The 24,205-nt window shown below is 64.4% G+C and carries 27 protein-coding genes; all 27 read right to left on the minus strand.

The features are described from left to right. Position 1 precedes the first annotated feature (1 nt). Positions 2–397: a hypothetical protein gene (locus tag HQ354_RS01470; RefSeq protein ID WP_068420445.1), complete on the minus strand. Its 396-nt coding sequence runs from the start codon at positions 395–397 to the stop codon at positions 2–4. After that, a complete protein-coding gene (locus tag HQ354_RS01475; protein WP_068420444.1) occupies positions 390–1,208 on the minus strand; it encodes an isoprenyl transferase in 819 nt (272 codons plus the stop codon). Before HQ354_RS01475 ends, HQ354_RS01470 begins: the two co-directional genes overlap by 8 nt. Next, complete coding sequence (recO, locus tag HQ354_RS01480) at positions 1,165–1,989, minus strand: DNA repair protein RecO (protein ID WP_084423493.1); 825 nt, start codon at positions 1,987–1,989, stop codon at positions 1,165–1,167. The genes HQ354_RS01475 and recO overlap by 44 nt, the downstream gene beginning before the upstream one ends. Next, positions 1,986–2,759, minus strand: coding sequence for an urease accessory protein UreD (locus HQ354_RS01485; protein ID WP_114332118.1), 774 nt, complete (start codon positions 2,757–2,759; stop codon positions 1,986–1,988). The genes recO and HQ354_RS01485 overlap by 4 nt, the downstream gene beginning before the upstream one ends. Continuing rightward, positions 2,756–3,370, minus strand: coding sequence for an urease accessory protein UreG (ureG, locus tag HQ354_RS01490; RefSeq protein ID WP_167678809.1), 615 nt, complete (start codon positions 3,368–3,370; stop codon positions 2,756–2,758). The genes HQ354_RS01485 and ureG overlap by 4 nt, the downstream gene beginning before the upstream one ends. After that, entirely contained in the window at positions 3,367–5,070 is a 1,704-nt protein-coding gene (gene ureC / locus HQ354_RS01495) for an urease subunit alpha (RefSeq protein WP_261768625.1), read from the minus strand. The genes ureG and ureC overlap by 4 nt, the downstream gene beginning before the upstream one ends. Continuing rightward, positions 5,070–5,708, minus strand: a complete 639-nt coding sequence (ureB, locus tag HQ354_RS01500; RefSeq protein WP_114332115.1) for an urease subunit beta — start codon at positions 5,706–5,708, stop codon at positions 5,070–5,072. Before ureB ends, ureC begins: the two co-directional genes overlap by 1 nt. Before the next feature lie 22 nt (positions 5,709–5,730). Next, positions 5,731–6,381 carry an urease accessory protein UreF gene (locus HQ354_RS01505; RefSeq protein ID WP_222634034.1) on the minus strand — a complete coding sequence of 217 codons (651 nt, stop codon included), beginning with the start codon at positions 6,379–6,381 and terminating at the stop codon, positions 5,731–5,733. After that, positions 6,378–6,854: an urease accessory protein UreE gene (locus HQ354_RS01510; RefSeq protein ID WP_068420433.1), complete on the minus strand. Its 477-nt coding sequence runs from the start codon at positions 6,852–6,854 to the stop codon at positions 6,378–6,380. The genes HQ354_RS01505 and HQ354_RS01510 overlap by 4 nt, the downstream gene beginning before the upstream one ends. Continuing rightward, positions 6,851–8,266: an amidase gene (locus HQ354_RS01515; protein WP_167678807.1), complete on the minus strand. Its 1,416-nt coding sequence runs from the start codon at positions 8,264–8,266 to the stop codon at positions 6,851–6,853. The genes HQ354_RS01510 and HQ354_RS01515 overlap by 4 nt, the downstream gene beginning before the upstream one ends. Positions 8,267–8,294: 28 nt before the next feature. Next, positions 8,295–8,492, minus strand: coding sequence for a hypothetical protein (locus HQ354_RS01520; RefSeq protein WP_068420430.1), 198 nt, complete (start codon positions 8,490–8,492; stop codon positions 8,295–8,297). Continuing rightward, positions 8,489–9,904: an amidase gene (locus HQ354_RS01525; protein ID WP_068420429.1), complete on the minus strand. Its 1,416-nt coding sequence runs from the start codon at positions 9,902–9,904 to the stop codon at positions 8,489–8,491. Before HQ354_RS01525 ends, HQ354_RS01520 begins: the two co-directional genes overlap by 4 nt. Next, on the minus strand, positions 9,901–10,083 hold the full coding sequence (locus tag HQ354_RS01530; protein ID WP_068420428.1) for a hypothetical protein: 183 nt from the start codon (positions 10,081–10,083) through the stop codon (positions 9,901–9,903). Before HQ354_RS01530 ends, HQ354_RS01525 begins: the two co-directional genes overlap by 4 nt. Beyond that, positions 10,080–10,892, minus strand: coding sequence for an ATP-binding cassette domain-containing protein (locus tag HQ354_RS01535; protein ID WP_068420426.1), 813 nt, complete (start codon positions 10,890–10,892; stop codon positions 10,080–10,082). Before HQ354_RS01535 ends, HQ354_RS01530 begins: the two co-directional genes overlap by 4 nt. A gap of 1 nt (position 10,893) precedes the next feature. Beyond that, on the minus strand, positions 10,894–11,772 hold the full coding sequence (locus HQ354_RS01540; protein ID WP_068420424.1) for an ABC transporter ATP-binding protein: 879 nt from the start codon (positions 11,770–11,772) through the stop codon (positions 10,894–10,896). Then, positions 11,769–12,692, minus strand: a complete 924-nt coding sequence (locus HQ354_RS01545) for an ABC transporter permease (RefSeq protein WP_114332109.1) — start codon at positions 12,690–12,692, stop codon at positions 11,769–11,771. Before HQ354_RS01545 ends, HQ354_RS01540 begins: the two co-directional genes overlap by 4 nt. Continuing rightward, positions 12,689–13,648 carry an ABC transporter permease gene (locus HQ354_RS01550; RefSeq protein ID WP_068420421.1) on the minus strand — a complete coding sequence of 320 codons (960 nt, stop codon included), beginning with the start codon at positions 13,646–13,648 and terminating at the stop codon, positions 12,689–12,691. Before HQ354_RS01550 ends, HQ354_RS01545 begins: the two co-directional genes overlap by 4 nt. After that, the gene (locus HQ354_RS01555) at positions 13,645–15,249 is read right to left on the minus strand and encodes an ABC transporter substrate-binding protein (RefSeq protein WP_068420420.1); all 1,605 of its coding nucleotides are present in this window, start codon (positions 15,247–15,249) and stop codon (positions 13,645–13,647) included. Before HQ354_RS01555 ends, HQ354_RS01550 begins: the two co-directional genes overlap by 4 nt. Before the next feature lie 280 nt (positions 15,250–15,529). Further along, positions 15,530–16,258 carry a response regulator transcription factor gene (locus tag HQ354_RS01560; protein WP_068420419.1) on the minus strand — a complete coding sequence of 243 codons (729 nt, stop codon included), beginning with the start codon at positions 16,256–16,258 and terminating at the stop codon, positions 15,530–15,532. 183 nt (positions 16,259–16,441) lie between these two features. Then, the gene (gene era / locus HQ354_RS01565) at positions 16,442–17,356 is read right to left on the minus strand and encodes a GTPase Era (RefSeq protein WP_068420902.1); all 915 of its coding nucleotides are present in this window, start codon (positions 17,354–17,356) and stop codon (positions 16,442–16,444) included. Continuing rightward, complete coding sequence (locus HQ354_RS01570; RefSeq protein ID WP_068420418.1) at positions 17,349–18,671, minus strand: hemolysin family protein; 1,323 nt, start codon at positions 18,669–18,671, stop codon at positions 17,349–17,351. Before HQ354_RS01570 ends, era begins: the two co-directional genes overlap by 8 nt. Continuing rightward, entirely contained in the window at positions 18,668–19,210 is a 543-nt protein-coding gene (gene ybeY / locus HQ354_RS01575; RefSeq protein WP_068420416.1) for an rRNA maturation RNase YbeY, read from the minus strand. The genes HQ354_RS01570 and ybeY overlap by 4 nt, the downstream gene beginning before the upstream one ends. Before the next feature lie 41 nt (positions 19,211–19,251). Continuing rightward, positions 19,252–20,253 (minus strand): PhoH family protein, encoded by a 1,002-nt coding sequence (locus HQ354_RS01580; RefSeq protein WP_261768622.1) that lies wholly within the window; start codon positions 20,251–20,253, stop codon positions 19,252–19,254. 135 nt (positions 20,254–20,388) lie between these two features. Next, positions 20,389–21,147 carry an alpha/beta hydrolase gene (locus HQ354_RS01585; RefSeq protein ID WP_222634036.1) on the minus strand — a complete coding sequence of 253 codons (759 nt, stop codon included), beginning with the start codon at positions 21,145–21,147 and terminating at the stop codon, positions 20,389–20,391. Then, positions 21,144–21,920 carry a 16S rRNA (uracil(1498)-N(3))-methyltransferase gene (locus HQ354_RS01590; protein WP_222634037.1) on the minus strand — a complete coding sequence of 259 codons (777 nt, stop codon included), beginning with the start codon at positions 21,918–21,920 and terminating at the stop codon, positions 21,144–21,146. Before HQ354_RS01590 ends, HQ354_RS01585 begins: the two co-directional genes overlap by 4 nt. A gap of 2 nt (positions 21,921–21,922) precedes the next feature. Next, entirely contained in the window at positions 21,923–23,077 is a 1,155-nt protein-coding gene (gene dnaJ / locus HQ354_RS01595) for a molecular chaperone DnaJ (protein ID WP_222634038.1), read from the minus strand. 74 nt (positions 23,078–23,151) lie between these two features. Next, complete coding sequence (gene hrcA, locus HQ354_RS01600; RefSeq protein ID WP_068420403.1) at positions 23,152–24,195, minus strand: heat-inducible transcriptional repressor HrcA; 1,044 nt, start codon at positions 24,193–24,195, stop codon at positions 23,152–23,154. Positions 24,196–24,205 lie beyond the last annotated feature (10 nt).

Consider the following 24,205-nt stretch of genomic DNA (forward strand, 5'->3'; position numbering starts at 1 on the left):
CTCAGGGCAGGAGTCCCTCGCGGGCCTTCTCGACTCCGGCCAGGACGAGAACGAGCATTGTCATCAACGGCTCGTCGTTCAGGCCGGATGCCGGAAAGATGTAGCGCAGCAACACATCTGCCATCTTGCCGTGTACGTTCACGGAGATGGATCCGAACTGCGACTCGGAATTGCGATCCGCCACCTTCTTGTGCAGCGATGCTTTGACGGGCCGATCCCACGCCAAGACCGCCGTCAACGACAGCACTTCCAGACCCGGTGCGAGCTCGACGGACCTGAGCGAGCACAGCGCGCCCGCATAATCGAATCCGAGCGAACCGTCCTCCCCCACGTTCACGGTCGCGAACTGCGACAGCGCGATCTCGGCTCGTGACTGCAGCGTCAGGCCCTCACTCATACTTGACTCCCCCGAATCTGCGGTCGCGAGAGGCGAATTCGACACACGCTTCCCATAGGTCTCGGCGGTCGAAGTCCGGAAACAGCTTCTTCTGGAACACGAACTCCGCGTACGCCGACTGCCAGATCAGGAAGTTCGACGTGCGCTGCTCCCCCGACGGGCGCAGGAACAAATCGACGTCGGGCATGTCGGACTCGTCGAGATACTTGGCGACGGTTGCCTCGGTGATTCGTTCCGGATCCAACCTACCTGCCGCGACCTCGCGTGCAATTTCCTTTGTCGCATCGGCGATCTCGGCGCGGCCGCCGTAGTTGACACACATCGTCAACGTCATGACGGTGTTCTTCTTCGTCAGTTCCTCGGCGATCTCGAGTTCCTTGATGACGCTGCGCCACAACCGCGGTCGTCTACCTGCCCACCGGACCCGAACACCCATCTCGTTCATCTCGTCGCGTCGACGACGAATCACGTCGCGGTTGAAGCCCATCAGGAACTTCACCTCGTCCGGACTGCGCTTCCAGTTCTCCGTCGAGAACGCGTACGCCGACAACCACTTGACGCCGATGTCGATGCATCCGCACACGGTGTCCATAAGCACTGCCTCGCCACGCTCGTGGCCCGCAGTACGCGGCATGCCACGTTCCTGCGCCCAGCGACCGTTACCGTCCATGACGAGTGCGACGTGCTTCGGAATCAACTCCGGCTGCAGGATCGGCGGCTTGGCCCCCGACGGGTGCGGATCCGGAGGACGTACCCCCCGCATCCCGTCAGGCTGAGTGCGCGGCTCGCGTCGAAGAATCACGGTCTTCATCCTGCCCGACGACCGGCGCCGGGGCCGAATCAGGCTCGCTGCGATGCGGCGCTTCTCTTTCGATGAGCGGCAACGTCCGCAGTTGCCGCTCCAGATGCCACTGCAGGTGGGCTGCGACGAGACCGCTGGCCTGACCACGCACGGCCACCGACGTCGTCTCGGTGAAGGCCCACTCCCCGCGTTCGAGCGCGACCATCAAGTCGAGGACACCGCTCGTCGGCGTCGCCGAGCCGGGAGGCCTGCAGTGCACGCACACCGAACCACCCGCGGCGACGTGAAACGCACGATGCGGTCCAGGCGCCGCGCAGCGTGCACATTCGGTCAACGACGGCGCCCAGCCTGCGAAACCCATCGCACGCAGCAGGAACGCGTCGAGAATCAGTTCGGGGGGCCGAGTGCGGTCGGCCAATGCACGCAATGCCCCGACCGTGAGCTGATGCAGCCGCTTCGCCGGCGCGTGTTCTTCACCCGCGAGCCGCTCGGCGGTCTCGAGGATCGCGCAGCCGGTGGTGTAGCAGCCGTAATCGGTGACGATGTCGCCACCGAACGCGTTGACCGTGTGCACCTGGGTGATGATGTCCAGATTGCGGCCAGGGTGGAGCAGAACGTCGATGTGCGCGAACGGCTCCAACCTCGCGCCGAATTTCGATTTCGTGCGGCGCACCCCCTTCGCAACGGCTCGGACGATGCCGTTGTCGCGCGTCAGGAGCGTGACGATGCGGTCGGCTTCGCCCAGCTTGTGCTGGCGCAGCACGACTGCGTTGTCCCGGTAGAGCCTCACGTGGTCCAGTGTCCCACGACCTCCGCCATCGCAGCTCGCAAGAGTCCTCCTCCTGTCGCTGCGAGCCGAACCGCACGCCCAACGCCGTTCGGCAGCGAGGTCACCGCTGCGTAGACGCCGGATCGACCGTCCATCTTGTCCAGTGGTGCGGTCGTACGCTTCATGACCGCATCATCGGGGCGACGCCCAAGCAAATACACCGTTGCGAAGGCACGCAGGCCCGAGCGTGGAGACGGCAACGACGACGCATGCTGGGCGTCGAGCGCCAGGATGCGACCGGCCGTAGTCACCCTGACACACGAGCGAAAGCTGCCGAACGTCTCGGCCGTCACCTCGGTGTGCACGACGACCGCGTCGGTGAGCACTACGATTCCCGACCCCAACTTCACGTGCGTGTCCTGACGCGCATGCGCGAACGCAGTGAGTATCCGCGGTTCGGGTCGGAAGGCCAGCTCCGCACCGTCGTCGACGCGTAGCTCGGTGCGCTCGGCACCTGCGCGACCGTCGGGCACACCGGTGACGAGCATCGCCCCCTGCCCGACGACCTCGATGCGGGCGCCAGTCGTTGCCGCGATCCGTTGTCCGATCCGATCCCCCGGATGCAGCGACGCACCCGAGTTCTGCACGATGACCCGACCACGACCGGGATCCGACGCGTCGAGGTAAAACATCCGGCCCACCGTCTGGGGCCAGCGATAGCGTCGCCGATCGAACACCGTGCGCGCCCCGGTCGTGGTGAACGACAGGTCCAGTGCCAGCGGAGTGGTCACACGAACAGAACCTCGCGGTCGAATACGTCGACCACCTCGCCGATTCCGATTCCTGCGCGCGCGTTGGTGCACACGATCGGACGTCCGCCGCGCACGTCGTCGGCTTGTTTCAGCATCAGTTGCAGATCGGCACCCACGTACTGCGCGAGGTCGATCTTGTTGACCACCAACAGATCACAGCGCACGACGCCCGGTCCGCGCTTACGCGGTATGTCGTCTCCCCCGGCAACGTCGATGACGAACACCCAATAGTCGACGAGGTCGCGCGAGAATGTCGACGCCAGGTTGTCACCGCCGCTCTCGAGCAGCAGAACCTCGGTGTCGGGAAATTCGGCTTCGAGCCGGTCGGCCATCGCGATGTTCAGCGACGGGTCTTCTCGGATCACGGTGTGCGGGCATCCCCCAGCTTCGACCGCACGGACGCGCGCCGGGTCGATCAAGCCCGATCGCCGGACTCGTTCGGCGTCTTCCTCGGTCACCAGGTCGTTGGTGATGACCGACACCGACCGATGTCGCCTGGCGAACTCCGCGATCAATTGTTCGACCAGAGCCGTCTTTCCCGAGCCGACGGGTCCGCCGATTCCGATTCGTGCCGCCCGTAATGCGTTCATCGAAGCATGTACCTCCGCGAGAAGGGAACCGACGTTGCCGGCTCACCGGTGAGCAGTTGTCCGTCGGCACGCACGTCGAATGTGCGGGGGTCGACGTCGATGTGTGGCAATGCCGAATTGCGCACCATGTCGCTCTTGCGCAAGTGCCGTACGGAGTCGATCGTCACGACGTTCTTCCGCAGGCCCAGCGCCTCGGGAAGTCCGGCGTCGGTCGCCAAGGACGACATGAAGACGAAACCGAGCTTCTCGGGCGCGCTGCCGAGTGAACCCCAGTTCGCCCTCTGCACAACGGGTTCGGACCGTGAGATGCTTCCGGCGGCGTCACCGAGCGCTGCCCACGCGACGAATCCGTTCTTCATGACGAAGTTCGGCTTCACCCCGAAGAACGCAGGTGACCACAGGACGAGATCCGCGATCTTGCCGACCTCCACGGACCCGAGGTGCCGTCCCGCACCGATCGAAATCGCCGGATTGACCGTCAGCTTCGCCACATACCGCTTGACGCGTTCGTTGTCCGACGCGGCCGTTGTCTCCTCGGGAAGCCGCCCGACGCGCTGCTTCATGACGTCCGCCAACTGCCAGCAATTCGCGGTGTTCTCGGCGACTCGACCCATTCCCTGGGTGTCGCTTCCGAAGATCGAGATCGCTCCTATGTCGTGAAGGAAGTCTTCGGCGATCATCGTCTGCGGCCGAATCCGTGCTTCTGCGAACGCGACATCCTCCGGCGCGTTCCAGTTCATGTTGTGCGCTTCCATCGTCATCGGTACACCTTCGTCGAGCGCGTACGCGGTGTACGGATTCGTCGGATTGGTCGACGCCGGAATCACATTGTCGTATCCGACGCATCGGATCAGGTCGGGTGCGTGCCCTCCGCCTGCTCCCTCGACGTGATACATGTGGATGGTGCGGTCGCCGATGGTCGACATCGTCGTCTCTGCGAATCCGAACTCGTTGATGGAGTCGGTGTGCAGGTGGACGGCGAAGTCCGCCGAATCAGCCGCACGCAACGTGGCGTCGATGACCGCGGGCGACGCACCGAAGTCCTCGTGGATCTTCACCGCCCCCGCCCCTGCCGCAACGGATTCCAGGACGGAATCCGCGTCGGACGACCCACGTCCGAACGCCACGAAGTTCATCGCGGAATACTCACCGCCCCGGAGGAACAGTCCGAGGTTGCGCGTACTACCGGACCCGACCTCGAACGCCGGGCCCGGTGAACCACCGATCAACGTCGTCGTGCCCGTGGACAAAGCATGTTCGGACTGTTGCGGAGAAATCAGATGTGCATGAGTCTCGATCGTGCCGGCCGTGACTATCAAGCCTTCGGACGGAATCGGTGTGGTCATGTGCCCGACGGTCATCCCCGGAGTCACGTCGGGCATGACGTCGGGATTACCCGCCTTGCCGATACCCACGATTATTCCGTCACGAATACCTATGTCCGCCTTTATGATTCCCGTAACCGCATCGATGATGGTCGCGTTCGTGAACACGTAGTCCAGCGCCCCGGTCGACGACGTCGTATTCGGTCGATATCCCTCGCCGTCACGTACGTTCTTCCCTGCGCCGGCCAGCAACTCGTATCCGGATGTCGTCAAATCCTTCTCGATCTCGACGAACAGATTCGAATCCGCCAGCCGGATACGGTCTCCCGTCGTCGGGCCGAACATGCGGATGTACGACGCACGATCGATGCGCATCACGCGGCCTCACCTCCATCGAGCGGACCGTTGACCAGACCGCGAAAACCGTGTGCAACGCGATCGCCCTGCATCGGCACGAGCCGGACCGTCACCGCAATCCCCGGCTCGAAGCGGACTCCCGCTCCCGCCGCGACCTCGAGCTTGTGTCCCCACGCCGCCCGCCGGTCGAACTCGAGTGCGTCGTTGACTTCGAAGAAATGCGTCTGGCTACGGACCTGCACGTCCCGGTCTCCGGTGTTGACGACGCGCACTTCGATCGATTCGAGATCGCCGAACACCTCGACGGGCGAGTCCGACGCGAGAATTTCACCGGGCACGATCTCGTCAGGGCCGCCCGCAATCGGGTCGACGACGGTGACGAGCTTGGTTCCTTCCGCGAACGGGGCGTCGACGAGCAGGATCGAAATCATCTGCGGCACACCGTCCATCACCTGATCGGCGGTCAGCACGTGGCACGCGTGGTCGATGACCGCGTCGAACGTCATGTCCTTCCTGGCGGCCAGCATGATTTCGTCGGTCAAAAGAGCGACGGCCTCGGGGTGGGTGAGCCGGACGCCCTCGGCTAGATTGCGCCGAGCGATCTGCGCTGCGGTGAACACCGTCAGACGCTCCATCTCGGTAGGGGTGAGCAACACCGATGTCTCCTTCGGAAGAAAATTAGCTGGCGAACAATCGGATTCCGTCGCTGCGACGCTGCGCGGCGATATCTGCGAACGCGGTGAACGACGACGGTTGTCGGTCGACGGGCGCGTCCAGGATCTCGGACAGCACGGCCTCTGCGGCTAGCATCACTCGCTGCGACCCGATGTGTCCGGTCACACCGAGTCGCAGTGCAGCGCTGGCGATTCCGGACAGAACCTGCCATCCGCTGATTGCCTCGGCCGCCGACGTACTCAGACCGAGGCCGCGGTAGGAGACTGCCTGTGCGACCGGGAGATGACCGGGTGCATCGCCTGTCAGGACCATGGCCCGATAGGCGACGGCGTCGGCATTGTCGAGCGAGGCGAAGGTCGACAGCAACGCCGCTCCCGATCGCCGCGACGCCTCGCGGAGGGTCGACGTCACGGTCGACGCCTCCGCAAGGTCGTCCGCCTCACGAGGATCGTTCCATGCCCGCCGAAGCACGACACGATCTTGGGCGTGCCACCGAGAAGCAATGGCTTCCTCCGCGAACGCGGCGACGTCGGCCTCGTCGACGACGAATCCGTCACGGACGGCGCCTTCGAGTCCCGAGGAGAAAGCGAATCCTCCCGATGGGAAGGCGCTGTCCGCCAACCGGAGAACAGCGAGTAGCTCCGTCGACGTCACTCGGGAATCTGTTCGACGCCGCCCGATGCGAGTAGGTCCTCGATGCGTGCACGGTAATCCGATTCGGGTCCTTCGAGCGTCACCGTCATCGTCGCGTCCACCATCGCTGCCTTCCAGTGCAGGTGCCCTGCCAGGAAGCCCAACCGGAGTGCCGATGCTGCATCCGTCGCGTGCAGGACCATTTCACGTGGTTGCCCGGCACGGACGACGACCGCGCCGCTGTCGTTCATCAGCAGGACGGCCCCGTCGACCAACCTCTTGTCTCGCGGCAGTGCGATCGCGTAGTCGACACCGGCGTCGGACGTCACCCGAAGACGACTGCGATCGAGATCGGCGGGATCGAGGTGCACGTACTCGACGCGATGCCCGTGACGCAGTTCGTGCAAGACGGTCGCGATATCGGACTCGAGCTCGTGCCCCACGATCTCCTCGATCACGACGATAGACGAGACCGCGGCACGTGAGGCCGTCATACCGGTACTGGCGCCGCAGAGGCCACCGGCGCGATACGTCCGACGACGTCGCTCGCCTGCTCCAGCGCGTACCCGACCTGCAGGATTTCGGCTTCGTGGAATGGCTTGCCGATGATCTGGACACCGATCGGGAGGCCCATCGCGGAGAACTCTGCAGGGACCTGCAACGCGGGAAGGCCGGTCACGTTGGCCGGAGCGGACATTCGCGAATACGCGCTCGTCGCGCCCTCGACCACACCGTCGTTCCAGCGGAAGTACGGGTCCTCGCGCAACGCTGCGACACCGGGAACAGTCGGACCGAGTAGAACATCGATGTCCTTGTACATGTCCCGCCACGCTTCCTGAATCCGAGTGCGCAGGCGAATGGAGTTGATGTAGTCGGTGGCCAGAACGGCTTCGCCTGCCTCGACGAGAGTCCGGACTTCCTCGGTGAACTTCTCGGGAGAGTGCCGCAGCGCATCCATGTGGTAGGCACTGGCTTCGGCCGTCAGGATGCCCCATTCGACCGGCAGAATGTACTCGGCCAGCGGGATCTCCACCTCGACCAGTTCTGCTCCGAGGCCCTGCAGCACCTCCGCTGCGCGTCGCGCGACGTCTTGGGTCTCCTGCTCGACGTGATAGGTGTAGAAGTTCGTCGGGATGCCGATTCGCTTGCCTGCCACACCGCCGTCGATCCCGGTGACGAAGTCGGGAATGCCGAGATTCACCGAGGCCGGGTCGCGACGGTCGTATCCCGACATGGCTGCCATGACGAGGCCTGCGTCGACGACGTTGCGTGTCAGTGGTCCGACATGGTCGAGCGACCACGACAGCGACGCGACGCCTGCTCGCGAAGCGCGTCCGAACGTCGGCTTGAGCCCGACGGTTCCGCACAGACCCGCCGGAATACGGATCGAACCGCCCGTGTCGCTACCGAGAGCCACGTGGACGATGCCTGCACCGACGGCCGCGCCCGATCCACCCGACGACCCACCGGGTGTGCGTGTGGGATCCCACGGGTTTCCGGACGTCGGAGTCGTTGCGCCGTAGGCAAACTCGTGCGTGTGGGTCTTGCCGACCATGATCATGCCCGCGTCGTACAACTTCGCCACGGACGCCGAGTCCGCCGTCGGCACGTTGTCGGCACGCTGCGCCGAACTGGAGGTGGTGAGGATCCCTGCGGTGTCGTAGAGGTCCTTGACGCCGAGCGGAATTCCGTGCAGTGCGCCCTTGTAGTTACCTGCGGCGATCTCCGCCTCGGCGGCCGCGGCCTGCGCGAGTGCGTGCTCCCCCGTCACCGTGACGAACGACGTGATGGCGGGTTCGACCTCGGCGAGACGATCGAGTGAGGACTGCGCGACCTCGACGGGCGAGACTTCCTTCGATTTGATCTTGTCAGCGACGTCGGACAGCGAGAGTTCGTAGAGTTCCATGTGCGTGCCTTTCCGATGCTATGTGTGCCTATTCCCAGGACGCGTTGAATGCTGCGGCGGGGACGGTTTCGCCGATGCCGCGGATGCTGGCTTTGCGGATGAGCGCGAGAGTGGAGCTGTAGGTGTCGAATTCGGAGTCGAGACGCTGGGCACTCACCGGTAATCCGGCGTACTCGAACACCGTCGCGAGCTGCTCTTTCGACGGCTGGAAATCGTTGTCTGTCATAGTAATTCTCCTGTCTTGACGGATGCCGCGGAGGGTACTGCCGCGGCGAAGTCGGTCCGGGCTTCGAATGCCTGCCCGACGGCGAAGGCAAGTGCTTCCTGGAATGGTGGTGTCATGATTTGCAAGCCCACCGGCAGCCCTCCGTCGAATCCGCACGGCACCGACAGCGCGGGCATCCCGGTGACGTTGGCGGGGACTGTCAGTGCGTTGAGTGCGTTGAGCACGTCGATGTCGTTGTCGCCCAACGGCGATCGGACGGAGCCAAGAACGGGTGCGGTACCGGCGATCGTCGGCGACAGCAACGCGTCGACGCCGGCGAAAACGCTGTGCATGCCGGCCGTGACGACGGATCGGGCGCGCTGCGCGTCCACGTATGCAACTCCCGTGTGAAGGTGACCGGCGCGGAGCGCGTCGACGACGTCGGGGCCGAACAGATCCGGGCGTTCGTTCGCGCGGTGCTGATGGAACGACGCCGCTTCGACGCTGGCGACGACTCCGACAATGTCCGGCGACAATTCGACGCCGGGGAACGTCACCGGCACGATGGTCGCGCCCGCCCGTTCCAGTTCGCGAACGGCGTCCTCGAACGCCGACGCCACGCCGGGCTCCAGGCGATCGCAGAAGTACTGCTCGCTGACTCCGAGACGCAGGCCGTCGACTCCGCGGTCCAGCATCGCGGTGAAATTCGGTACCGCGATCTGCGCACTGTACGGATCCTGCGGGTCGTGACCCGCGAGCACACCGAGAGCGGCGGCCGCGTCGGCGACGGTGGTCGTCAACGGTCCGGCATGGTCGAGCGTCCAACTGAGTACGGTCACACCGCGTTTGCTGACTCGGCCGTACGTCGCCTTCATGCCCGTGACCCCGCACAGTGCAGCCGGGATGCGGATGGAACCACCGGTGTCGGTTCCCATCGCGATGGGCGTTAACCGAGCACCGACCGCCGCACCCGAACCACCGCTCGACCCACCGGGGACACGATCGAACCCCCACGGGTTCTTCGTCGGTGGCGTCGTGACGCCGTACGCGTACTCGTGCGTCGTGGTCTTGCCGATCAAGATTGCACCAGCGTCCCGCAGTGCCGTCACCGTTGCCGCGTCGGCTGCCGCCGGTGCATCCGACGACGCGAGCGATCCGGATCGGGTGGGATGCCCGACGGTGTCGTACAGGTCTTTGACCGCGAACGGAACTCCGCGCAGCGGCCCACCTGGGATGCCGGACCGCACGGCTTCACGCTGCAGCAGCGCATCGGCTCGTGCTTCTTCGGCAGCGACGAGGACGAACGATTCGAGAGCTGGGTCGACGGCCGCGATCCGGTCCAAGTATGCGTCCACGACGTCGACGGGGTCGAGCTCGCCCGATTCGACGCCGCGATTGATGGCCAGCGCGGTCGCCTGTGTGGGTTCGATCATCGCGGGCCTCCTGCGGTCGTGTCGAGAATCAGCGGCAGTGGATCGCTGGGTGCGACGGCCGCAGCCAGTCGCTTCGCCGATGCCAGCGATGACCCAGCCGCCTGGTCGACGTCGCCGACGATTGCGTCTGGAATTCCGTGAGAGCGCAGATATTCTGCTGCCCAACTGTATTCGCTCACGATGCCACCGCCGCGGGTTCGAGGACCGCGTCGACGAGAGCGCGTGTGATGGCAGTCTCGGGTGTGGTCAGCAGATCGTCGACGGGCCCCGATTCGACGAGCGTTCCGTGGTCGAGGACACCTGCGTGGTCGCACATGTGCTCGACCAGCGCGAGGTTGTGGGTGATCAGAAGCATCGTCAGATCTCGTTCCTGTTGAAGGTCTTTGAGAAGGTTCAGGATCTGCGCCTGCACCGAGACGTCGAGGGCTGCGGTGGGTTCGTCGAGTACGAGGAAGTCGGGGTCGGTGATCAGCGCCCGCGCGATGCCCAGGCGCTGACGCTGACCGCCGGAGAATTCGTGGATGTAGCGGTCGTAGTGCGCCGCTTCCATGCCGACGCGGCTGAGCATGTCGAGGACGCGGCTGCGAATCTCTCCCTTGTCCGCCATGCGGAATCGTTCGAGCGCGAATCCGATCTGCGCGCCGACGCTGCGACGCGGGTTGAATGCCGACCCGGAATCCTGGAACACGATCTGCATGCGCTTGCGGTAACGACGCATGTCGAGCTCGGACATCGTGGTGATGTCGTTGCCCTCGAAATGAACCGAACCCGATGTGGCCTTCTCGAGAGCGAGGACCATGCGGCCCGTAGTGGTCTTACCCGACCCGGATTCCCCGATCAGGCCGTAGGTTTCGCCCTTGGCAATGTCGAAACTGATCGAGTCGACGGCGACGAATTCAGTGGCGGCCTTCTTGTCACCGCGAACCTTGTACACCTTGCGCAGGTCGCGCACGGCAATCAGGGGGTCGGCAAAGTCTGGTTCGATCATCTCAATTACCTCCGGCGGTGGCGAGTTGCTTGAATTCGAAGAGCCGGCGGTTGCGGCGCGGTATCGCACGCGCCGACTCGTCCAGATGCAGTTTCGGTACTGCGTTCATCAACCCCTGCGTGTACGGGTGCTGCGGACGTTCCAGTACGTCGGAGGTCGCACCGGATTCCATGACCTCGCCGTGACGCATGACCGTTACCTGAGAGCACAGGTGGGCGACGACGCCGAAGTCGTGGGTGACGATCAGAACCGCCGTTCCCAGTTCACGATTGATGTCGAGCAGCAAGTCGAGAATCTGCTTCTGCACGGTGGCGTCCAGAGCCGTCGTCGGCTCGTCCGCGAGCAGAAGTTCCGGCCTGCACGCCAACGCGATCGCGATGACGACGCGCTGACGCTGACCACCACTGAGCTCGTGCGGGTAAGCCTTCATGCGCCGTACCGGATCTGGCAGCGCGACCAATTCGAGGGATTCGAGCGCCTTCTTGCGTGCGGTCTCCTTGTCGACCTTCTGGTGCAGCCGGATGACCTCGATCAGCTGCGAGCCGATCGTGAACGACGGATCGAGCGCGCTCAAGGCATTCTGTGACACGAGTCCTATGTGACTACCGCGGATTCCGCGCATGTCCTTGTCGGACTTCTCCAGCAGATTCTCTCCGCGGAACATGATCCTTCCGCCCTCGATGCGGGCGCGGTCGGTCCCCAGCAATCCGAGGACGCTGAGCGACGTGACGCTCTTACCGGAACCTGATTCGCCGACCAGGCCGCGAATCTCGCCCGGCTGCACCGTGATCGACACGTTCTTGACGGCATGTACGACGCCGCCGTCGGTGTGAAAGTCGACGCGCAGATTCTGCACGTCCAACAAAGGCTGGTTGGTCATCGTGTCTGCTTCCTGGGGTCGAGAGCGTCACGGATTCCGTCGCCGACGAGGTTGAACGCGAGAGCGACGAAAAGAATGACAAGGCCGGGGATGGTGGCGATGTGATAGATGCCTTCGAGCAGAACGCTCGAGCCGTCGGAGGTCATGATGCCCCAGTCCGGCGTCGGAGGCACGACACCGACACCGAGGAAGCTCAATCCGGCCGCGACGACGATCATCAGGCCGCACAACGTCGTTGCGTACACGATCAGCTGCGCGACGACGTTCGGTGCGAGTTCGCGGAACATCAGGTGCCCGGGGTTGGCTCCGTACGCCCGAGCGGCTTCGATGTATTCCTTGCTCGCTTCCTGCACGGTCGCGGTGTAGGCGACGCGGGCCATGTACGGCACCAACGTCACGCCGATCGACAGCATCACGTTGCCCAGCCCCGCACCGAGAACAGCAGACAGCGCGATGGCGAGAAGCACCAGCGGGAACGCGAACAGCACGTCCAGTACCCGCATGAGGACCTCGCCCGCACGGCTGCGCTTGTAGCCTGCGAACAGTCCGATCAGCAGTGCCAGCGGGAACACGACGAGCACCGGAATCACTGCCACGAGAAGCGAATTCCTACCGCCGTAGAGTAGGCGTGCGAGAATGTCTCGACCTTGGCCGTCGAGACCGAGGATGTGCCCGTCGGTTCCGATGCCGGCCAATCTGTTCACCGGATCGCCCGCGATCGGACTGTACGACGTCAGCATCGGCGCGAAAATCGCGGCGAGTGCCACCAGGATCAGAAAGATCGCCGAGACCAGTGCCACCTTGTCACGACAGAACGTGCGGAGCCCCAATCTCCACTGCGACGTAGAGGCTTCGGGAGCAGCTGCTCCCTGCGCCGCGGCAGTGGTCGTACGAATATCGATGTCGACTGCGGCGTTCATGCGTTCACCGTCTTTCTGGTACGCGGATCGAGGAGTCCGACGGCAATGTCGGCGATGAGGTTGACCACGACGAATGCGAGTGCGATGAACAGCACACCCGCTTGCACGACGGGAATGTCGCGTTGGGTGATCGAGGTGTAGAGCTGCTGACCGAGGCCAGGCCATCCGAAGACCACCTCGACGAACACCACGCCACCGAGCAGGTAGCCGACCTGCAGGCCTATCACGTTCACGATGGGCGGCAACGCGTTTCGGAGTCCGTGCCGCCACAGTATCGACTGCTCGGACAGGCCCGACGCGCGCAGGGTACGGATGTAGTCCTGCTGCAGGACGTCGACCATGACGCTTCGCGTCATGCGAGCGATCACGGCAAGGGGCACGAGTGCCGCCGCGAGCGCCGGAAGGGCGAGGTGCGTCAGCATGTCGACGAAGCCACCCGGGTGCCGGCTGTTGTACATGCCCGACGTCGGAAAGATTCCGAGGTTGATCGAGAAGAAACCGATCAGGACAAGCCCGAACCAATACACCGGGACGCTGGCACCGGCCAGCGACACGAACATCGCGATGCGGTCGAACACGCCGTTCTGCTTGCGGGCCGCAGCAATTCCGAGCGGAACACCGATGACGATGCACAACGCGAGAGCAGCGACGGTCAAGATGATCGTGTTCCAGAACCGCGGCATCATGATCTCGGTGACGGGCTTGCTGACCGTTAGCGACCGTCCGAGATCGCCTTGGAGCAGGCCGCCCATGTAGTCGAGGTACTGAACGGGCAGGGAGCGATCGAGCCCCAGCTCGCTCCGGACTGCCGCGACGGATTCCTGTGTCGCGCCCGAACCCAGAATGGTCAAAGCAGGGTCACCCGGGACCAACTGAAGGAGCAGGAAGACGATAAGACTGACGCCGAGAAGTACAGCGACGGTGGACAGTAGTCGTGAACGCAGAGTTCCGGTCATTGCTCGAGCCTCACTTCTTTCAGGTCGTACCACTCCTCGCTGGCCGAGACGAATCCCGAGACGTACGGCGCGAGAACGTAAGGAGCTTTGTCGTTGACGACCGGCGCCAGTGCCGCGTCCTCGGTGACGATGTCGTTCGCCTGCCGCCAGAAGTCGTTCGCGACGTTCTCGTCGGTGGCCTGAATCGCCTTGTCCATCACCGCATCCAACTCCGGACTCGAGTAATAGCCGACGTTGACGCCGTTCGGCGCCTGCAGCTTCGACGATGTGACGATGTACAGCCAGTACGGCGTCGTCATTCCCCAGGACATCTGCGCCATTCCGGTCCCGGGCTTCATTCCCTGCGCCCAGGTACCGAGGTACGAGATCCATTCCTGCGTCTCGATGTTCATCGTGATGCCGATCTCGGCGAGGTTCTGCTGGAGGTATTCGGCCATCTGCGTCGGAATGATCTGGCCGGAGCCGTCGACCGACGTGATCAACGTGGTCGAAAAACCATCCTGTAGTCCGACGGACGCGAGAAGCTCCTTTGCCTTGTCGATGTCACGTGTGTAGGCGTCCGTGCGTTCGACGTAGGCACCGTTGGCGGGTGCCTGCACTCCGTAGGCCGGATTCACCGTGCCACGCAGCAGGTCCGTGGCCATTCCGTCGCGATTGATCGCGAGGTTGATCGCCTGGCGAACCTCCTTGATGGCCATGTTCGGGTCCTGCATGTTGAACGAGAGGTACCAGACGTGAGGCGGAGTGCCCTCGGACAACTGGTAACCCTCGTCGACGAGGTTGTCGACGCTGTCCGGACTCGGCACGGCGATCATGTCGACGTCACCGCTGCGCAGTGCGGCGACGCGGGCCGACGCGTCGGGAAGGGGGCGGAATACGACACCCTGGATGGACGGCTCGGTGCCCCAGTAATCGTCGTTGCGCTTCAGGCTGATCCGCTCACCGCGGATACGCTCGTCGAACACGAACGGGCCGGTGCCGACGGGGTGATCGGCGATGTCCGCGCCGTACGTCTCGATGGCCGTCGGGCTCATGATCGCAGTGGACCCGTTGCCGCCCTGTGCCAGCATACGAAGGAATGGTGAGAACGGAGTGCTCTGCTTCACGACCAGCGTGAATTCGTCTGTCGCCTGGATCGATTCGGTGTTCTGCCAGATGAAGTTCGTCTGGCCAGCCGCCTTGGCCGAGTACTGCGGAGCCTCTTTGTCCCACATGCGGCGGAAGTTGTACTCCACGGCTGCGGCGTCCAGCGGCGTCCCGTCGTGGAACTTCACGCCCTGCCGAATATGGAACGTATAAGTCAGCCCGTCGGGCGAGATGTCCCACGATTCGGCCAGACCGGGTTCCAGCGCGGGCACGGGCGCTTCGCTGGACGGAGTCCGCAAGTCCTCGGTGACGAGAGGTTCGAAGATCTGCTGATTGATACGCCACGTCACCCAACCGCCCGCGACTTGCGGATCGAGGACGTCCGCTTCGGATTCGATGGCGATGACGAACGTGTTGTCGGTGACGACGGCGTCGGCAGTACTGCACGCAGTGAGGGACGACATCGTCAGCACAGCGGCGACAGCGAGGCCTGCCAGTGTACGACCGGGCTTCATTCGTTCAACCCGTCAAGAGCGATGTTCATGGAAGTTGTTCCTTCGATCTACGGGTCTGAAGGAGAGCGATACGCCTCCGTTTTGCCGAACGGTGCACCGTCGAACCGAGCGGGATAGTGCAACCGTAAGGAACCGAGAAGCCGGAAGGAATACGTCGAAATGCGTATCTCTTCACTCTTCGAAATGCCGTGCGTCACAGAGCATATGAATCTATCGGGCATGACAAAGCCCGATGTTTCCGCCGTGTAACGGCCGTGTTGGAAGTGTGTGAGAAAGTACGCTACGGCGCCGCAAGCGCCATCGAATCGACGGTACGTCGGTCGTCACCGAGGCCGAGTTCGGTGGCGTAGACCGCAGCCATGACGCGGTTGGGTACACCGAGTTTGCGCAGAATTTTCTCGACGTGGGTCGTGACCGTGCGTGGGGACAGCACCAAAGTCTCCCCTATCTCGGCGTTGGACAGTCCCTGACGCACGAGCGACAAGATCTCCGTCTCGCGTGCGGTGAGCCGGAAGCGCGACTTCGCGCGCAGATCACTCGCGTACCTGGTGAATGCGGGCCGCATTCGCTCGAGGATAGCCTTCGCGGGATCGGGAAACTGCTCCCGCTCTACGTTTCCGTGACACATTCCGATGATCGAACCGGCGTCGTCGTGCAGGAGCATGAGGACGCCGTTGGCGAACCCGCCGGGGCGCAACACCGTCACCGCCGTCTCGGATGTCCCGAAGCCCGGGACCTCGGTCCAGTCGAAGACCTCGTCCAGGTGGCTGAACTGTTTCTCGAACTCCGGCAGCGTATCGATGTCGCCGGTGAGGAACTGCGCTACGTCGTCTCCGTATCCGCGCTGTTCGACGGTCACGAACCGTTCGGTCGACTGGTCTCGGTATGCGAGAAGGAAACTGTCGCAACGGCCTTCGTACCGAAGGTAATCGATTGCGCCGTGCATACGTCGCGGCGCCGCTGACGAGGACATGGCAGCAACAATGGACGCGATGTCGTGATCGGGCATAATGTGCGTCCTTCGGATCGACGGGCAGTCGATCCGAGTAAACAGCAGAACGCTTTCAGTGGTGTTAACTCACCGTTTCAACTGTTGGATCGCCGAACCCGCACAAATGCACATGCGTTTGCGTGGGAAGGGCACCCAGTTCACGCAAATGCATATGCGTTTGCGTGAACCGTGGGGCGAGACTCAGAAACCAAGCCTTCCCATCTGCTTGGGGTCCGTCTGCCAGTCCTTGGCGATCTTGACGTGCAAATCGAGGTAGATCCTCGTGCCGAGAAGCTTCTCGATCTGAAGTCTGGAGGCAGTTCCGACTTCCTTGAGCCTCGATCCACCCTTGCCGATGATGATGGCCTTCTGGCTGGGGCGCTCGACGTAGAGGATGGCGTGCACGTCGAGCATGTTGTCGTGCCCCTCGCGAGGGTTGACTTCCTCGATGACGACGGCGAGAGAGTGCGGCAATTCGTCGCGCACGCCTTCGAGTGCGGCCTCACGGATGAGTTCGGCCATCAAGATCTCTTCGGGCTCGTCGGTCAGCTCGCCGTCGGGGTAGAACGCGGGGCCCTCGGGCAGCTCGGCCGCGAACAGATCGACCAACTTCTCGACCTGCTCACCCGACGCGGCGGACACCGGGATGACGTGGCTGTTCTCGCCGAGGAGGTTCGACAGCGCCATCAACTGCTGGACGACGCGCTCTTTCTTGACCTTGTCGATCTTGGTGACGATGCCGATCAACGTGGTCTTGGGCGCGATGTGACGCACCTGCTCGAGGATCCAGCGGTCACCGGGGCCGATCTTCTCGTCGGCGGGGATGCACAGTCCGATGATGTCGACCTCGGAGTACGTGTCCTGCACCAGGTCGTTGAGCCGTTGCCCGAGAAGCGTTCGGGGACGGTGCAATCCGGGAGTGTCCACGAGGATCAACTGCGCGTGCTCGCGATGCACGATGCCGCGGATCGTGTGACGCGTGGTCTGCGGCCGCGACGACGTGATGGCGATCTTCGTGCCGACCAACGCATTGGTCAGCGTGGACTTCCCGGTGTTCGGTCGTCCGACGAAGCAGATGAAGCCGGAATGGAAGTTTCGGTCGTTCGATTCAGGCATCGGCATCCTCGGTGTCGTGGTCGTCGTCGTTCCCGGACGGCTCCGAGGACTGCGCTTTCTCGACGAGAACAGTAGTCACCCGAACTCGCCCCTTCTGATCCGCACCGCCCTCGCCGACGAGAATCAACCCGTGCGACTCGACGCGCGATCCGGGCAACGGCACGCGGCCGAGCTCGTAGCCCAGCAGCCCGCCGACGGTGTCGACGTCCTCGGATTCGATGTCCAGGCCGAACAATTCGCCGACGTCCTCGAGCGGAACTCGCGCGGAGACACGGAAGCTGCCGTCACCCAGATCGTCGATCGGTGCGACCTCGTCGGCGTCGTACTCGTCGGCGATCTCACCGACGATCTCTTCGAGAACATCCTCGATGGTCACCAATCCGGCTGTGCCGCCGTACTCGTCGACGAGCACAGCCATGTGATTGCGTGAACGCTGCATGTCCGCCAACAGGCTGTCGAGCGCCTTCGAATCGGGTACGAACACCGCAGGGCGCATGACCTGATCGACCTTGACTCCACGTCCGCCGTCGGTGGAGTAATACGTCTGCTGCACAAGGTCTTTGAGGTAGACGACGCCGACGATGTCGTCGACGTTCTCGCCGATCACCGGGATTCGCGAGTGACCGCTGCGTACGGCGAGCGACGTCGCCTGGCCCGCGGACTTGCCGGATTCGATCCACACCATTTCCGGACGCGGCACCATCACCTCACGCGCCGACGTGTCTCCCAGCTCGAACACCGACTGGATCATCTTCCGCTCACCGTCCGCGACGACGCCGCGCTCACGCGCCATGTCGACGAGCTCGCGCAGTTCGATCTCGGATGCGAACGGGCCGTTGCGGAAACCACGGCCGGGGGTGATGGCGTTACCGATCAGGATGAGCAGACGGCTGATGGGTCCGAGTATCCATCCGAGCCCACGCAACGGGAGCGCGGCGGACAACGCGATCGAATACGCGTGCTGACGACCGAGCGTTCTGGGACCGACACCGACGACGACGTAGCTGACGAGGACCATCACGACGGCGGTGACAACGAGCGCGAGGGTCTCGTCGAGAAGCTCGATCAAGCCGCCCGCCAGCAGGACCGTCGCGCCGATCTCACACAGAATGCGCATCAGCACAGTCAGATTGACGTACCGCGGCCGATCGGCGACGACCGTCAGCAGTCCGACGGCTCCCGGACGTTCGTCCTTGGCCATGTCCTCGACACGTGCGCGCGAGACGGTGTTGAGGGCCGAGTCGACTGCCGCGAACAATCCCGCGACCGGAACCAGAATCACTGCAGCGACGATGAGAACCGGCGCACTGATCACAGGTTGTCGCCCCGGGCGAAGCCAGTCTTGCCGAGCAGTCGACGATCGCGCGCTGCCTGCAATTCTCTCTCCTCGGCACGGCGCAGATCCTCGTACCACTCCTCGAGAATGCGGTTCTGCAGGCCGAACATCTCTTTTTCCTCGTCCGGTTCGGCGTGGTCGTAGCCCAGCAGGTGCAACACGCCGTGGACGGTCAACAACGCCAACTCGTGTTCGAGGGGATGCCCTGCCGCTGCCGCCTGGTCCGCCGCGAACGACGGGCACAGCACGATGTCACCGAGCATCGACGGGCCTGGTTCGGGCGCGTCGGGACGGCCACCCGGTTCCAATTCGTCCATCGGGAACGACATGACGTCCGTGGGACCGGGGAGGTCCATCCACCGCATGTGGAGATCGGCCATCGTCGCCGAGTCGACGAGAACCATCGACAGTTCCGCTGCAGGGTGCACGTCCATGCTCGCGATGGCGAACCTGGCGACGCTCACGAGCTCCGCTTCGGAGACGTCCATCCCCGACTCGTTGGACACCTCGATGCTCATTACTGCTCTCTACTCTTTCTCGACAATGTGACCAGCAGACCTTACCGGCGTGCCGAGCGCGCACCGCCGGAGCGTCGCTGCGCACGGTTACCCACCCCGAGATCGCTGTTGCTCGACGACTCGAACCGCTCGTACGCGTCGACGATTTCCGACACCAGGCGATGCCGGACCACGTCGCTGCTGGTGAGCTGCGCGAAGTGAATGTCGTCGACGCCGCCGAGGATTTCCGTCGCGGCACGCAGGCCCGATCTCGCGCCACCGGGCAGATCTACCTGGGTGATGTCACCGGTCACGACGATCTTGGAACCGAAACCGAGACGGGTGAGGAACATCTTCATCTGCTCGGCCGTGGTGTTCTGCGCCTCGTCGAGAATGATGAACGCGTCGTTGAGGGTGCGTCCACGCATGTACGCGAGCGGCGCGACCTCGATGACTCCCGCCTGCATCAACTTCGGAATGGCCTCGACGTCCATCATGTCGTGGAGTGCATCGTGCAGCGGGCGCAGGTACGGATCGATCTTGTCGTGCAGCGTGCCGGGCAGGAATCCGAGCCGCTCACCGGCCTCGACGGCAGGACGCGTCAGGATGATGCGGCTGACCTGCTTGGCCTGCAACGCCTGCACGGCCTTGGCCATGGCCAGGTACGTCTTGCCCGTACCGGCGGGTCCGACACCGAACACGATGGTGTTGGCGTCGATCGCGTCGACGTACCGCTTCTGGTTGAGTGTCTTGGGCCTGATGGTCTTGCCGCGACGCGAGAGAATGTCGAGGCTGAGCACCTCTGCAGGCGACTCGGAAACTCCGTCGGTGAGCATCCCGACCGTGCGCCGGACGGCGTCGGGGGTCAGCGGCTGCGCCCGCTTCACGACGGCGGCGAGCTCGGTGATGGCACGTTCCGCCAGCGCGACGTCGGCTACCTTGCCGCTCAGGGTGACCGTGTTGCCTCGGACATGCACATCGGCGGACAGCAGCTGCTCGAGGGTCCTGAGGTTCTCGTCCGATGCGCCGAGAAGCGGAAGCACTGCCTCGGGCGCCAGTTCCATGCTGGACCGAACCAGACGTTCGGCGGGAAGATCGCTGTGTTCACTCACGTGGTGTGTATGGCCTGCTTTCGGGTGTCGCGGACGGGGCTCGAACTGCCCACGAGTTTAACGCGCGCAGCGGGGCTCGCATTCCAATTACCCGGCGGTGGGCGCGGTCGCGGCCGCGATGGACTCGGTCCAGCACGTCGATCCCGGCCTCAGGAAGTCGAAGTGGTCCTCCCCGTCGACCACCGACAACGTCGCGTCGTCGCCGGCGTCGAGGGCCGCGGACACGTAGCGTTCGCTCTGCGACACCGGCACCTGCACGTCGCGCGAGCCATGAATGCAGTGCATCGGAACGCCGGTCGGCAGCAGGCACAACGGAGATGCCGAACGGTACAGATCGGGGTCGTTCTCGAAACTCGTCCCGAGCAGTTCCCGCACCGCAGGGTTGATGTCACCTGCCGCGGGCCCGACGACGAAGTCGAGCACCCCTGCCTGCGCGACGACCCGCGCCGGCCTGATCGGCAACTCTCGTCGACTCGCCAGCCATGCCGCGAGGTGACCGCCCGCGGAGTGACCGAGAAGCCGAACATCGCCGGTGTCGAGTGGGATCGACGAGCGCTCCTGCACGACGCCGCCCACGGCCTGCAGTGCGTCGACGACGTCTCGGCTCACCTCCGGCCACAACCCGCCCGCACCGACGCGTCGGTACTCGACGTTCCAGGCGGCGAACCCGGCTCGCGACAATTCGACGGCATACTGCGTACCGAGGTTCAGCGCGTAGCGGCCGTGCCAGAACCCTCCGTGAACCACCATGACCACCGGAACCGGAACGGTCACAGGGGTTTCCGGGAGGTAGAGATGACCGAACTTTTCGGGATGGTCGCCGTAGGAGATGGTCTGCCGGGTCACCGAGTGGCCTGAAAATCGAGCGGGGCCTGTGCCCAGCGATTCGTCATGACTCCGAGCGCGCCGAGCGCGACCGCTGCAGCGGTCGACGTCCGTAACACGGTGGGCCCCAACATGACCGGGGTCGCACCGACACCGGTCAGCGCAGCGACCTCGGAATCGGTGAGACCACCTTCGGGACCGACGACGAGCAGAACTTCGGGCACCTCGCGGAACGACAGTGACGAGAAGGGAACGGACGCCGCCTCGTGCAGCACCGCGACGATTCCACCGCGCTCGACGACGCCGCGGGCCAGCGCGACAACTGCCGAATTGGTGTGCAGCGGTGCAACTTCCGGGACGAACGGACGACGCGACTGCTTCGCCGCAGCGGTCGCGACGGACTGCCACCGGGCGACGCCCTTGTCGGCCTTCGCCCCCTCCCACTTGGCGACACAGCGTGACGACTGCCACGGCACGATGCTGTCGATCCCCGCCTCGGTCGCGAGTTCGACGGCCAATTCGGAACGGTCGGCCTTGGGCAGCGCCTGGACCACCCCGACCGACGGCGTCGGGCGGGGAACGTCGGACCGGGTTTCGACGGCCATCTCGAGCCGGTCACGTTCGGCGGCCGTGACGACGGTCTCGGCGATACCGCCGTGACCGTCGGACAGCAGAATGCGCTCACCGACCCGAATGCGTCGCACCGTGGCGGCGTGACGCCCTTCCTTGCCGTCGAGAACGGCCGTACCGCCGACGTCAGGCAGAGGATCGAGGTAGAAGACCGTCGCCGCCATCGTCAGCGACCGCTGAACGCTTCCCGCAGCCGGGAGAACAACCCGCCGCTGTGCTGGGAGCCGGTGGTGACCACCTCGGCCGCGTCACGGTCGCGGAGCGCGCGCAGGTCTTCGAGCAACTGCGTCTGCTTGTTGTCGAGCTTCGACGGCACGACGACCTCGAGGTGAGCGTGCAGGTCGCCTCGGACGCCGGAACGCAGCTTCGGCATGCCGTGTCCGCGCAGGACCGCGATCGAACCGGGCTGTGTGCCCTGATCGACGACGATGTCGGTCGGGCCGTCGAGAATCGCGTCGACCGACACCTTGGTGCCGAGGGCCGCGTCGACCATGGGGACGCGAATGGTGCAGTGCAGGTCGTCGCCGTCGCGGACGAACACCTCGTGCTGCTGCTCGACGATCTCGACGTACAGGTCACCTGCCGGGCCACCACCCGGGCCGACCTCGCCCTGCGAGGCCAGACGGATACGCATGCCGTTGCTGACGCCGACGGGAACCTTCACGGTGATGTCGCGGCGCGAACGAACCCGACCGTCGCCTGCGCACTTGCGGCAGGGGTCGGGAATGGTCTCGCCCGCACCGCGGCAGGTGGGGCACGGACGCGACGTCATGACCTGACCGAGGAACGAACGCTGCACCGACTGGACCTCACCCGCGCCGCCACAGGTCTCGCACCGAACGGGCTTCGAGTCGCCGTTGGTGCCCGAACCGGTGCACAGGTCGCACAGAATCGCCGTGTCGACGGTGATGTGCTTGGTGACGCCGGTCGCGCACTCGTCGAGTGTCAACTTGGTGCGCAGCAGCGAGTCGGCTCCTGGCTGGACGCGCCCCCGCGGACCACGGCCGGCTCCCCCGCCACCGCCGCCCAAGAACGCCTCGAACACGTCACCGAGTCCACCGCCGAAGCCCGCGCCGCCGAAGCCGCCACCTCCGCCGCCGCCCTGCTGCAGCGGGTCTCCGCCGAGATCGACGATCCGGCGCTTCTCCGGGTCGGACAGCACCTCGTACGCCGTCGAGATCTCCTTGAAGCGAGCCTGCGCGGCCTCGTCCGGATTGACATCGGGGTGAAGTTCGCGCGCGAGCTTGCGATACGCGCGCTTGATCTCCTGATCGGTCGCCTTCTGGCCGACCCCGAGCGTCCCGTAATAGTCCCGTGCCACGTAAGTCTCTTTCGTCCTCGTCGAATTTCCGTGTGCGCCGACGTCGTCGACGCGTCATGAGTGGATGACGGCCCTCAGCGTTCCGCGAGAACCTCTCCGATGTATCTCGCAACGGCTGCGACCGATGCAATTGTTCCTGGGTAGTCCATTCGTGTGGGTCCGAGCACGCCCATGCCCCCGAGCACCATGCCAGCCGAACCGTATCCGGTGGAAATCACCGAGGTACCGCGCATCTCCTCGACCTGCGTCTCCTCCCCGATACGCACGGTCACCGTGCGCGTGTCCTGCGTCACGGCCAGCAGCTTCAGGACGACCACCTGCTCCTCGAGCGCTTCGAGCACCGCGCGCAGCGAACCGGGGAATCCCGCGTCCCCGGCGAAATCGGCGGCGTTGCGCGTCAGATTGGCGGTGCCGCCGAGAACCAGACGCTCCTCGGGATGTTCGACGAGCGATTCGATCAACACCGTCGCCGACCGAATCATGGCGTCGCGCAACGCGGGCGGCGAATTCTCGGCGAGTTCCGCGACAGCGGCCGACGCGGCCGCGAGGCGCTTGCCTTCGAGCGCGCCACCGAGCAGGTTGCGCAGCTGGGAGAGATTTTCGTCGTCGATGACGTCGCCCAACTCGACGATGCGTTGGTCGACGCGACCGGAGTCGGTGATCAGAACCAGAAGAAGGCGTGCAGGCGTCAACGCGACCACTTCGAGGTGCCGCACCGACGACACCGACAGCGTCGGGTACTGCACGACGGCCACCTGTCGGGTCAGCTGCGCGAGCAACCTCACACCGCGGCGCAGGACGTCGTCGAGGTCGACGCCGTTCTCGAGAAATTCGAGGATCGCGCGACGCTCGGACGTCGACAGCGGCTTGACGTCGGCGATGCGGTCGACGAACTGCCGGTACCCCTTGTCCGTCGGGACACGCCCCGAACTGGTGTGCGGCTGCGCGATGTACCCCTCGGCCTCCAGAACAGCCATGTCGTTGCGCACTGTCGCACTGGACACCCCGAGGTTGTGTCGCTCGACGAGAGCCCGCGAGCCGACGGGTTCCTGGGTGGAGACATAGTCGGCGACGATCGCGCGTAGAACCTCGAACCGCCTGTCTTCGGTGCTCGACATCGGTGCCCAC

The organism is Rhodococcus sp. BP-261, from assembly GCF_019835205.1.
GTDB lineage: Bacteria > Actinomycetota > Actinomycetes > Mycobacteriales > Mycobacteriaceae > Rhodococcoides > Rhodococcoides kyotonensis_B.